Genomic DNA, 12,227 nt, shown 5'->3' on the forward strand with positions numbered 1-12,227 from the left:
GCACCCGTGCCCGCACTCACCCTCCGTGAAGTCCTGACCCTCGACCCGGTCCGTGCCGCCGAGCCCGAACTCCTCACCGGGGAGGCCGCGTTGGACCGTCCGGTGCGCTGGGTGCACTCCAGCGAGGTGTACGAGGGCGCGAACTTCCTGGACGGCGGCGAACTGCTGCTGACCAACGGTTTCGGCCTCACCGACACGGACGAGGAGGTACGGCGCCGGTACGTCCGTGAGCTGACCGCCCGGGGTGCGGCGGGCCTCGCGGTGGAGATCGGCCGCTCGCTCCCGGCGATGCCGCCCGAGGTGACGGACGAGGCCCGCCGCCTGGGCCTGCCCCTGCTGGCGCTGCGCCGGGTCGTCCCCTTCGTACGCATCACGGAGGCCGCCAACCGCGCGATCGTCGCCCGGGGCCTGTCCGGCCGTACGGTGGTCCGCCCCTGGGGCGACGACCACACCGCCGCCCTGCTCGCCGACCTCGCCGACGCCCAGCCCCTGAACCAGCCCGAGGTCGAGGCCCGCGCGGCCCTGTCCGGCTTCCACCCCGGCCCCGGCGCCCGCCTGATCGGCGTCTCCGTGCACGGGACGCGGGAGGTCGGGGCGGTGGACCGAGCGGTGCGGACCCTGGGCGGGGCGGTGCTGCGGGCGGCGTTCCCGGGGGACGTGCTGGCGCTGGTGGCGGTGCTGCCGGGGGCGGGCGCGAAGACGGCGAGGGGCCGGGACCCCGTACGGGCGGTGCAGGAAGCGTTCCGTACGTCTGCTGCCCCCGGCCTCACCGTGGCCGTGGGCCACGCCGTCGACGCCAGCAGCGGCTGGCTGCGCTGGAGCGAGACGCTGCGCGCGGCCCGTACGACGCTGGAACTGGCCCTGACGGTGCCGCCCCCGGAGCCGAACGCACCCCAGGGCCCCCTGGTGACCTCGTCCCGTGCCCTGGCCCTCGAACGGGAACTGACCCGAGGCGGAGTCGACGCCAACCACGACCGCCTGACCCGCCTGGTCCAGCACACCCTGGGCCCCCTGCTGGCCTGGGAGGCGGCCCACCCCAGCGACCTCGTCCGCACCCTGGAGGTCCACCTCCGCAACGGCTGCTCCCCGACCCGCACGGCGACCCTCCTCCACATCGGCCGCCAGTCCCTCTACCAGCGCCTGGAACGAATCGAGTCCCTCCTGGGCCTGGAGATCGACGACCCGGACCTGCTGGGGGAGCTGCTGACGGCGGCTTGTGCGTGGCGGGTGGTGCGGGGGACCGGGGCGGCGGGGGCGGGAGCGGGGGGCCTGCGGACGGTGGCGTAAAAGCGTGTGAACACCGGGCCGAGCCCACCCAGAATGCCCCTGTGACCCATGCCCACATCCACGCGCACGCCCATGTCCTGTGCGGGTTGGCCGCCAACACCGCCCTGCCGTCCGAGCTGGTCGACCGGCTGATCGAGGTCGCGGCTGCGGACGTCGACTTCGTGGACGACCTCGCCTGCCGTGGGGACCTCAGCCACGCGCAGACGCTCGCGCTGTTCGCACGCGTCCCGGAGGCCGGCGTACTGCTGGCCCGCGAGGGTCGTCTGACGGCCGCCGACGTCGATCCCGTCGCCCAGCCGGACACCGCTCTCGCGCTGCTGGACGAGGGGCGCGGCGAACCGGAGTGGGCCCGGCTCCTCGCGGCGGACCCGTGGGCCGTGCGCCGGGAGCGACTGGCCGCCTGCGCGGGCCTGCCGCCCGATGTGGCCGAGACGCTCGCCGCCGACCCGGACGTGCAGGTCGCCGCGGAACTCGCCCTGTGGACGACGGTTCCGGAGGTCGCCACGAGGCTCGCGGAGCATCCGCACGCCGACGTCCGCCGGGCGCTGGCCTGGAACGAGGCGACGCCACCGGCCGTACTGGCGGCGCTGGTCAGCGGCGAGGGGCTGCCGCCCGCGCGACGGTGCCCGGTCTGCGAGCGTGAGGAGACGCCGTACACGCACGCCCCGGACTGTGACCGGCCCGACTGCGATCTGCCGCCGGGTGCCTCCTGCGACGGCTCCCACGAGTCCACCGTGCACGACATACAGCACGCGGCCCTGCGGAACCCGGCCACGCCCACCGAAGCCGTGGTCGCCTTCGCGGACCACCCGTCGACGATGCTGCGCTGGGCCCTCGCCGAACGCCCCGACCTCCCCCCGGAGGTGAGCCGACGCCTCGCCGCGGACCCCGTGCCGGGCATCCGGGCCGACCTCGCCGGGAACCCCGCGATCGACGAAGCGCTGATGCGCGCTCTGGCCGACGACGAGGATCCGGACGTACGACGCCACCTCGCGCACAACCCGAACGTGCCGCTCGACACCCTCACCCGCCTGGCCGCCACCACGAAACTGGGCGCCGCCCTGCCCCCACGGATCGCGACCGCGTCGACCGCCGAGGTCGAGGAACTGGCCCGCTCGACCGACCCGACCGTACGGATGCTCCTGGCCCTGCGCCGCGATCTGCCCGCCGGGATACGCGACGCGCTGGCCGCCGACCCCGACGCGAAGGTGCTCAAGTCCGTCGCCCCTCACCCGGGCCTCTCCGAGGCACAGCTGCGTGCCATGGTCGACCGGCACGGAGTCCGGGTCCTGGCCAAGGTGGCGACCAACCCGGACGCGTCCGGCGCTCTCCTGGAGGACCTCACCCGCCACCGGCCGCCGGTACAGAAGGCGTTCCGCGAGATCGCCCGACACCCGCACGCGACCCCACAAGCCCTGCTCGCCTGCCTGACGGTCACCGACGTGAGATCCATAGCCGCCGCGCACCCGGCACTGCCGCCCGAGGCCGTCGTGGAGTTGCTCGCAGACGAGGACCGCCAGGTGGTGCGGGCGGCGGCGGGCAATCCGTCGCTGCCGCGCGCGGTGATGCTGGAGCTGATGCCTTAGCCGCTCTCAGAACCCGGGCGGGATCAGGTCCTGGGGCCCGTCAGGGTCGGCCGAGTCCGAGAGCAGCTCCGCGACGCGCAGGGTGCACTCCCACTCCGACAGCTTGCCCTTGATCACCACCAGGTACGACTCCGGGTCGGTGAAGCGGTACACGCGGCGCCGCTTCTCGATGATGTTCTTGCTCGGTACGTATGTGTGGACGGCAGCACGGAGCTCCTCCAGCGCCTGGTCCTTCGTTTCCCGCCCACGGCAGATGAACTCCGTCCGGTGCGACTCACCGTAGAAGTACTCAGCGATCACGACCCAGTTGCCCATACCCACCCCCTCGTCCAGGGTTACCTACCCCTCGACACGCTCGATGTACTCCGCCGGCCAGGCGCCGGTGTCACAGGTTGCCGACAGTTCACGAGGCATGTCCCGTACACCATGAGCACTCTGAACTACCTTGAGGAAACGGGGTGTTGGGGGAGGGGAGAGATCGTGATGTATGCGAGAGCCCGGTTGGTCTGCGGGGCGGTGATGACGTGCGCGACGCTGCTGGCCGGCTGTACGGACGGCGGCGGTGGTCCGGGCGGGGAGACGACGCGGGGGGCGAGCCCGGATGCCGCCCGGAGTGATGGTGACACGGACGCGGTCACCGGCGCCGATGCCTTACCCGCGGCCTCGCCGACCGAACGGGCGGACCCGGCGAAGCAGCCGCACAGCGCGGCCGAGGCGTGGGCGTTCGTCCGGAAGGTGATCGCCGATCCGGAGCTGGTCGGGTCGGGGGCGGCGCCGGGGACGCCGTACGAGAGCGATCCGAACACCTGGGCCGTGCTGGGCGAGAACTGCGCATGGCAGCGGGAGGGGCTGCCGGAGGACGTACTGGCCACGCTCACCCGCCACTTCGAGGTGCCCGCGAGCGGTGCCGAGGGGGCGGTGCGGATGTCGACCACGGTCACGGTGCACCGGACGGCGCTGGACGCCGCCTGGGAGCAGGCCGGGATGCTGGAGGAGGGCGTCGGCTGCCCGGAACAGACCCTGCGGGCGGGTGAGCGGCTGACCGATCTCTCCTCCGTGGCCGTCGCGTGGGGCGAGAGCGGTAACACGTCCAGCGACGACTCGCTGTCGGAGTCGGGCGCGTGCGTCAGCGACACCCGGGGCGGTCCGTACCCCTACTCGTGGACGCAGTCCGTGTTTGGCCCGGTCGTGATCTCCGCGTCCTCGTGCGGAGGGCAGGAGGGCACGTCGCCCGAGTTGGATGTGGCCGTCAGGACGCTGTTGCGGGTGCAGGACGCGATCGGAAGCCCCACCGGGGCCGGCTCGGCCTCACCGGACCCGGCCACCCCCTCCGGCACCCCCTCCGACAGCCCCACCGTCGGGGACAAGAAGGGCGGCGAGTGATGGAGCGTCTCCTTCCCGCCGACCCCTCCCGCCTCGGCGACAACCGCCTGCTGGGCCGCCTGGGAGCCGGCGGCATGGGCGTGGTCTACCTGGCCCGCACCGGGACCGGCGACCTGGCCGCCGTGAAGGTGATCCAGCCCGAGTACGCCGACCAGGCCGAGTTCCGGGCCCGTTTCCGCCGCGAGGCGTCCTCCGCCGGGCAGGTCGACAGCCCGTGGGTGGTACGGGTGCTGGGCGCCGACACGGAGGCGGCGGCGCCCTGGCTGGCCACCACGTTCGTGCCCGGACCCGCCCTGGCCGAGGCGGTCGCGGCCTGCGGACCGCTGCCGGACCGTGCGGTACGGGTGCTGGGCAAGGTACTGGCGCGCGCCCTGACCGCCGTGCACGAGGCGCGCCTGGTCCACCGGGACGTCAAGCCGGGCAACGTCCTGCTCGCCCTCGACGGCCCCCGCCTGATCGACTTCGGCATCGCGCGTCCGACGGCGACCGACGAGACCGAGCTGACCTCGGACAACATGGTGGTCGGCACCCCCGGCTTCCTCTCCCCCGAGCAGGCACGGGCGCAGCGGGTGGGCGCGGCGAGCGACGTCTTCTCGCTGGGGTGCGTGCTGGCGTACGCGGCCACCGGCCGCCTGCCGTTCGGCACCGGCGCGGCGGACGCGCTGCTGTACCGCACCGTGCACGACGAGCCCGAGCTGGACGGTGTGGCGGACACCGAGCTGCGGGCGCTGCTCGGCCGCTGTCTGGCGAAGCAGCCGGAGGAGCGGCCCACGGCCGCCGAGCTGGACGCGGCACTGGTGGAGGACGCCCCGGCCGGCACCGTCGACTGGCTGCCCGACCCGGTCGTACGGATGATCGCCGAACGGTCGGCGGAGATGCTGGCCCTGCCGGGCATCGAGCCCACCGAAGTCCCGCAGGAATCCACGGAGTTCCCGGATTCCCAGGAGCGCCCGGGGCACGGCCGGCGCAGGGTCCTCGCCCTGGGCGGCGGCGCGGCGTTGCTCCTGGCGGGCGGCGGGACCGCGCTGTGGGCGACGCTGCGCGACGACGAGGACACCCCGCGGGCACAGACCGCGAACAGCCCCTGGGTCATCGGCCTCCACGCGGATCTGACGGGCCCGCTGCGGGAGACCGGGCGGGCGCAGGAGCGGGGCGCGCGGCTGGCGGTGGAGCGGTTCAACGCACGTAAGGGCAGGCCGTTCACCCTCGCCCTGCGGACCGAGGACGACCGGGGGGAGCCGGCCCGCGCGGTCCGGGCGGCGCGGCGGCTGACCGGTGCCACCGATGTCCTCGCCGTGCTCGGCCCCACCGGCTACTCCTCGACGCTGGCCGCGCTGGAGGTCTACGACGCCGCCGTGATGCCCCTGCTGACGGTGTCGGAGCTGTCGGCCCGCGCCGCGCAGGCGGGCATCGCCGGCACCGACCCGCGCTCGTACTTCAGGGCCGCGACGCTGTCCGCGTACGGCGCCTTCGCCACCGTCACCGCACTCGGCGAGCGGGGTGTCGGCAAGCTGGGTCTGCTGGGCGACAGGGCGGGCGGGCTGGTCGGCATGGAGTCAGTGCTCGTGACCAGCAGCGCCGCGAGCGGCCGGCTGGAGCTGTACCTGCGCGTGGTGCCCGCCCTCGCGAGCACGAGCGACCTGGCACCCGTCACCGACGACATGCTCGGCCGCGGTGTCGACGGCTTCTACTACATCGGCACTCCCGAACGTGCAACCGCGGTCGCCCGCACCCTCGCCGAGCGGAACTTCACCGGGCCCCGCTACCTCGACGCCGCCTCCGCCACCGGGGCCTTCGTCTCCGGGGCCGGCCGGGCGGCCGAGGGCTGGCAGGCGCTGACGTCGTACATCGGACCCGACGCCGCACCCGTGAGCGCCTTCGCCACCGCCTACCGCAAGCGGTACGGCAGCGCGCCGGGCCCGTGGGCGGCCGAGGCGTACGACGTGACGCGCCTGCTCGCCGACCGGCTCACCGCCCTCGCCCCGAAGGGCGGGAAGCGGCCCACCCGCGACCGGCTCACCCAGGCCCTCGCCGCGGCCCGGTTCACCGGGGTGGCCGCGACCTACGCCTTCGACGACCAGAAGCGGATGAAGCAGCAACTGCTTCACCAGTACCGCGTCCAGAACGGCCGGTTCGCCTATGTGGGCGTCCGGGACCTCACCGGAGACTGATCCGACGCGATCCGACGTGATCCGACGCGACAGGTACTGGAGGAGCTGGACCGATGCGGGCGCTGCACGCGCGGGACCCCGGCGAGCTGGGCGGGCACCGGCTGCTCGCCCGGCTCGGCGCGGGCGGCATGGGCGTGGTCTACCTGGCCCGCACCGCCGACGGGACCCTGGTCGCCCTGAAGGTCATCCGCGCCGAGTACGCCGCCGACCGGGCCTTCCGGGAACGGTTCCGGCGCGAGGCGCGGCTGGCCAGGGGGTTCACCTGCCGCTGGCTGGTGCCGGTCACCGACGCCGATGCCGAGGCACGCGAGCCGTGGCTGGCCACCGCGTTCGTACCCGGGCCGTCCCTGGCCGAGGCGGTGGACGGCCACGGCCCGCTGACGCCGTACGCCGTCACCGCGCTCGGCGCCCGGCTGGCGGAGGCACTGACCGAGGTGCACGGTGCCGGCCTGGTGCACCGGGACGTCAAGCCGGGCAACGTCCTGCTCGCCCTCGACGGCCCCCGGCTGATCGACTTCGGCATCGCCCAGGCCGGCGGTGCCACGGCGCTGACCGAGCCCGGCGCGATCGTCGGCACCCCTGGCTACCTCGCCCCCGAGCAGGTCCGGACCGGTGGCGAGGCGGTCCCGGCGAGCGACCTGTTCGCCCTGGGCTGTGTGCTGGCGTACGCCCTCACCGGGCAGCGGCCCTTCGGCCTCGGCGACCCGGCCGCCGTCCTGTACCGCACCGTGCACGAGGAACCCGACGTACCCGGCCTCGACCGGCTGCCGCTCCCCCTGCGTACGGCGATCACCGGCTGCCTGGCCAAGGACCCCGCCGGGCGACCTACGGCGACCGAACTCGCCCGCGCCCTGCGAGCTGCCGAGCAGCCGACGACGGGCTCAGATCAACCGGCCGATCCCTTTCCTCGGGCCGATCTCCTTCCCCGGGCCGCTCCCGACCACCAGGCCGATCCCCGTCGACCGGCCGATCCCCGTCGACCGGCTGCTCCCGACCACCAGGCCGCTCCCCACCACCAGGCCGACCCCCCTCACCGGGCCGCTCCCGACCACCAGGCCATGCCGCCCCATCAACAGGCGTCCCCCGCGCAGGAGTTCACCCTCACCGCCGCCCTCCCGCCCGACTGGCTCCCCTCCGCCGTACTGCGCCTGGTCGCCGACCGCTCGGCCCGCGCCCTGGACCCGCCACCCCGCCAGAGCGAGCCCCTGGCCCCACTGGAGCCCACCGTCGTCGACGAGGGACGCACGCCCTCCCGGCGCCGGATGCTCGCCATCGGCGGCTCGGCCGTCGCGGTCCTCGCCGCGTCCGGCACCGGCACCGCGATCGTCCTGACGAACCGTCAGAAAACCGCACAGGGTGGCGCGGCGCTGAACCTGCCCACCTATGTCATCGGCTTCCAGGCCGCCCTGACGGGTGATCAGAAAGAGGTCGGACTGGCGCAGGAGCGCGGCGCCCGGCTCGCCGTGGCCGCCCACAACGCCCGCAAGGACACCCGCTTCCGGCTCGCCCTCACCTCGTACGACGACCGGGGCGAGGCCGGGCGGGCGAAGGCAGGGGCCCGCGAGCTGCTCGCCGAGCGGTCCCTGTGCGCGGTGATCGGCCCCACCACCGTCGCCGCCGCCCGCGTGGCGGTCCCCCTGTACGGGGAGGCGTCCACGCCGGTCCTGCTCGTCTCGGCCGACTACGACGCGCTGGGGCTGTCCGCGGCCACGGAACGCACCCTCTGCGTGACCACGGCCCCGAGCAGGTACCGGACCACACCGGTGCTCGCCTACCTGACCTGGGTCCACAAGGTCGAGCGCACCGCCGTCGTCCAGGACCAGGCCGCGGGCGAGACGGCCGCCGACCTCGCCCGCGACCTGCGCGAGACACCGCCCAGTGAGGGCACCACCACCGTCCACCCGGTGGCGTCCGGCACGGACGACTTCGGCCCGGCCGTCGCCGCCGCGCTGGCCACGCGCCCCGAGGCCGTCGTCTACGCGGGCACCTCGCCGACCCGGGCCGCGGCCTGTGCCCGCGCGCTGGCCACCGCGGGTTTCACCGGTCCCCGGGTGACCTTCGAACCCGTCATGCGCCCGGCTTTCCCGGAGGCCGCGGGCGAGGCCGCCGAGGGCTGGGTGTCGGGGGCGCCCTACAGCGAACCGCAGTCGTCGGACAGCAAGGCCGCCCGGGCCTTCACCGCCGCGTACCGCGACCGCTACGACGCGCCTCCCGCCCGCTGGGCCGCCGAGGCCTATGACGCGGTGGGTCTGATCGCCGCTTCCCTGAACGCCAACGGCGGCGGCGCCGGCATCACTCCCGGGCAGGTCGCCGAACGCCTCTTCAAGCTCACCTACGACGGTGTGGCCAAGCCCATCCGCTTCAACCAGGACATCACCCACGGCCTCAGACCCGAGAACACGAGCTTCCTGTACCAGGTCGAGGACGGAGAGTTCCGCTTCCTCGGCCGGTACGACCAGGTGAGCTGACCGGCGCCGTTCCGTAGACCGTCACCCCCGCTGCTCGACGTACTCGATGTACTCCGCCAACCGCCCCGCCCCCGCCAGCATCGCCCGAGTACGCCCCGCCAGCGCCTCCCCGCGTGCCTCGACCGCCGCTCGCAGTGCCTCCGTGCTGCCCTGCTGACGCAGTTCTTCCAGTACCGGGCGGATCTGGTCGAGGAGGTAGTGGCTGCGGCGGAGCGTCTGGATCAGGCGGGCGTCACGGACGTCGTCCGGCCCGAACTGCCGGTAGCGCGTGCCGCGTTCGCGGTCCGGGGTGAGCAGCCCCGCCGCCTCCCACACCCGCAGCGCGGACGTCCGTACGCCGAGCAGCGCGGCCAACTCACCGATCCGCAGGTCGAGGTCGGCCGTACGGGGCGTCGCCGCCGGAGTGCGCCCTGTGGCCAGCGCCTCCAATGCCTCGCGTGTCGCCCGCAGCGCCGTCCGCTGCTCGTGCAGTCCGGCGTGCGCCGCGTCGACGAGCGCGAGGGCGCCCGGTACGTCACCGTCGTGCAGGGTGCGCATGACGGCGGTCGCCGCCAGGGGCCCGTACCCGGGTTGCAGGGCCCGGTACGTCAGCAGCGCGCGCCGGTGCACGTCCCCGAAGACGCGGTATCCCGACTCCGTCCGCGCCGCCGGGGGCAGGACGCCCGCGTCCTCGTAGTTGCGGATCTGCTGCGTCGACAGTCCCGACAGCCGGGCGAGGTCGACGGGACGGAGTCGCGGCTCGTGGTTCATCACGGATTTGAAGCTTAGGGGCAGTGCGGCCCGGTGTTTCTGCCTAAAAGTCTCAACAGGAACTTCAATGAAAAACTTGAAGGTATGGATGAAGACACGGTTGACCGAAGTTCCGTGATGCACATCAAAGGTGCCCGTCTCCACAATCTCAAGAACGTCTCGCTCGCGATCCCGAAGCGGAAACTGGTCGTCATGACCGGTCTCTCCGGTTCCGGCAAGTCCACGCTCGCACTCGACACCCTCCACCGGGAGAGCCACCGGCAGTACATGGAGTCGTGGGGCGTGGCGACCGCCGGTGTCAGCCGGCCCTCCGTCGACTCGATCACCGGTCTGTCCCCGTCGGTCAGCGTCGACCAGCGCCCGGCCGGACGCGGCCCGCGCTCGACGGTCGGCACCGCGACCGAGGTCTTCACCTATCTGCGGCTGCTGTGGTCCCGGATCGGCGTACGGCCGTGCCCGAGCTGCGGGGAGCGCGTCCCTCTCGCGGACTGTCCGCGCTGCTCCGCCTCCGTGCCCGAACTCGCCATGGGCTCCTTCTCCTTCAACAAGCCCGCCGGTGCCTGCCCGTCCTGCACGGGGCTCGGCGAGGTGATCCGGGTGGAGGTACGGACCCTGGTGGACGAGGAGTCGAGCGTCGCCGCCGGTGCGGTGCGGGGCTGGCCCCGCCAACTCGTCGAGCGGAACGTGCGGTTGCTGTTGGCGGCGGCCCACCACTACGGCCTCACCTTCGACGGGGACACCCCGGTAGCCGAACTACCCCCGGAGACAAGGGACTTGCTCCTGTACGGCGTCGAGTCACCGGAGTTCCGCAACCGTTTCCCCGCTGTCGAGCCCCCGGCCACCGTCTCCGCAGGCCGTTTCGAGGGGGTCGTCACCGCGTTCATGCGGCGCTACGCCGACCGTATCGACGACACCGACTACCGGCAGAAGGCCGAGCGTTCGATGGTGAAGGAGGTCTGCGGGGAGTGCGAGGGCACCCGGCTTCGTGCCGAGAGCCGGGCCGTCACCGTGCATGGCCTCGGGATTGCCGACGCGGCCCGGCTGCCGATCACCGAACTCGCCGACTGGGTCGGGCAGTTGAAGTCGCATGCCGCCGGCGACGAGTGGCGGTTCGCCGAGCCCGTCGTGGCCGACCTGGAGGAGCGGGTACGACGGCTCGTCGACACCGGGGTCGGCTATCTGACCCTCGACCAGTCGAGCACCAGCCTCTCCGCCGGGGAGTCACAGCGGCTGCGCCTGGCCGCGCTGCTCGGCTCGGGCCTCACCGGCATGCTGTACGTCCTTGACGAGCCGACCATCGGACTGCACCCCGCCGACACCGCCCGCCTCGTCGACGTACTGCGCCGCCTGCGGGACCTGGGCAACACGGTCCTCGTCATCGAGCACGACCTGGATGTGCTGTGGGCCGCCGACCACGTCGTCGACATCGGTCCGGGCGCGGGCCGGGACGGCGGCCGGGTCGTCGCCTCGGGGACCCCGGAGGAGGTGGCGGCGACGGAGGGATCGGTCACCGGGGCGTATCTGTCGGGACGGCTCCAGCACCCCGTACGCAAGGAACGTCCTTCTACGGATGCGGAGTTGGTGATCCGCGGGGCGCGCGCCCACAACCTCCGGGACGTCACCGTACGGATTCCGCTCGGGCGGCTGGTGACGGTCACCGGGCCGTCGGGGTCGGGCAAGTCGACGCTGATATTGGATGTGTTGGGGCGGGCGGCACATCAACGCCTGGACCCGGCAAGGGCATTGCCGGTGTCGCCGGGGGAGCACGACGACATCGAAGGCTGGGAGCACTTGGACAAGGTCGTGACGATCGACCAGGAGCCGATCAGCCGCCTGCCGCGCTCGAACGCGGCGACGTACGCGGATGTGTTCACGCCGGTGAGGGAGCTGTTCGCCGCGCAGGACACGGCAAGGTCCAAGGGGCTGACTCCCGCCTCCTTCTCCTTCAACGTGCCGGGCGGGCGCTGCGAGCGGTGCGAGGGCGCCGGTGTGCTCGCCGTGCACATGCACTTCCTGCCCGCGGTGGAGGTGCGGTGCCCGGGCTGCCGGGGCCGCCGCTTCCGGAGTGAAGTACTGGCGATCCGCTACGACGGGTACGACATCGCCGAGGTGCTGGCCGCCACGGTGGACGAGGCGCTGACCGTCTTCCGGGGCGTACGGCAGGTCGCCGCCCGGCTGCAACGGCTCTCGGACGTGGGCCTCGGCTACCTCCCCCTCGGCCAGCCGGCCACCACCCTCTCCGGAGGCGAGGCCCAACGCCTCAAGCTGGCCAAGGAGTTGGGCCGCCGCGCGACCGGACGCACCCTCTACCTCCTCGACGAACCGACCACCGGCCTGCACGCCGCCGACACCGCCCGCCTGCTCGACGTACTCCAACGACTCGTCGACGCGGGCCACTCGGTCGTGACGATCGAGCACAACCTCGACGTCATGCGCGCCTCCGACTGGCTCGTCGACCTCGGCCCGGAGGGCGGTGCCGGGGGCGGGCTGGTGGTGGCGGAGGGGACGCCGGAACAGGTCGCGGAGGTGGGTGGCTCTTTGACGGGTGGGTTTCTTCGGAGTACCTGATTCCTGGGTGGCGG

At 73.4% G+C, this 12,227-nt stretch carries 8 protein-coding genes; 6 read left to right on the forward strand and 2 right to left on the reverse strand.

Going from position 1 to position 12,227, the window contains the following annotated elements:
- The first annotated feature begins 6 nt into the window (after window positions 1–6).
- The gene (locus ACWCRB_RS04320; RefSeq protein WP_450994554.1) at window positions 7–1,287 is read left to right on the forward strand and encodes a PucR family transcriptional regulator; all 1,281 of its coding nucleotides are present in this window, start codon (window positions 7–9) and stop codon (window positions 1,285–1,287) included.
- Between the two features lie 41 nt (window positions 1,288–1,328).
- Window positions 1,329–2,873 (forward strand): hypothetical protein, encoded by a 1,545-nt coding sequence (locus ACWCRB_RS04325; protein ID WP_450994555.1) that lies wholly within the window; start codon window positions 1,329–1,331, stop codon window positions 2,871–2,873.
- A 6-nt stretch (window positions 2,874–2,879) separates the two neighbouring features.
- Here ACWCRB_RS04325 and ACWCRB_RS04330 read toward each other — a convergent pair whose 3' ends face one another.
- Window positions 2,880–3,188, reverse strand: a complete 309-nt coding sequence (locus ACWCRB_RS04330) for a hypothetical protein (protein ID WP_450994556.1) — start codon at window positions 3,186–3,188, stop codon at window positions 2,880–2,882.
- A 168-nt stretch (window positions 3,189–3,356) separates the two neighbouring features.
- Here ACWCRB_RS04330 and ACWCRB_RS04335 point away from each other — a divergent pair, with 168 nt between their 5' ends.
- The 3 genes from ACWCRB_RS04335 to ACWCRB_RS04345 are packed head-to-tail and all read left to right on the forward strand — an operon-like array spanning window position 3,357 to window position 8,895.
- Entirely contained in the window at window positions 3,357–4,256 is a 900-nt protein-coding gene (locus ACWCRB_RS04335; protein WP_450994595.1) for a hypothetical protein, read from the forward strand.
- Window positions 4,256–6,427 (forward strand): bifunctional serine/threonine-protein kinase/ABC transporter substrate-binding protein, encoded by a 2,172-nt coding sequence (locus ACWCRB_RS04340; protein ID WP_450994557.1) that lies wholly within the window; start codon window positions 4,256–4,258, stop codon window positions 6,425–6,427. Before ACWCRB_RS04335 ends, ACWCRB_RS04340 begins: the two co-directional genes overlap by 1 nt.
- Window positions 6,428–6,480: 53 nt before the next feature.
- A complete protein-coding gene (locus tag ACWCRB_RS04345; RefSeq protein WP_450994558.1) occupies window positions 6,481–8,895 on the forward strand; it encodes a protein kinase domain-containing protein in 2,415 nt (804 codons plus the stop codon).
- A 21-nt stretch (window positions 8,896–8,916) separates the two neighbouring features.
- On the opposite strand, the gene ACWCRB_RS04350 is transcribed toward ACWCRB_RS04345, so the two are convergent.
- The gene (locus ACWCRB_RS04350; RefSeq protein ID WP_450994596.1) at window positions 8,917–9,645 is read right to left on the reverse strand and encodes a TioE family transcriptional regulator; all 729 of its coding nucleotides are present in this window, start codon (window positions 9,643–9,645) and stop codon (window positions 8,917–8,919) included.
- 117 nt (window positions 9,646–9,762) lie between these two features.
- Between ACWCRB_RS04350 and uvrA the strand changes: the two genes are divergently transcribed.
- Window positions 9,763–12,213, forward strand: coding sequence for an excinuclease ABC subunit UvrA (uvrA, locus tag ACWCRB_RS04355; protein ID WP_450994597.1), 2,451 nt, complete (start codon window positions 9,763–9,765; stop codon window positions 12,211–12,213).
- Window positions 12,214–12,227 lie beyond the last annotated feature (14 nt).

This window comes from Streptomyces sp. NPDC002156 (assembly GCF_053593675.1).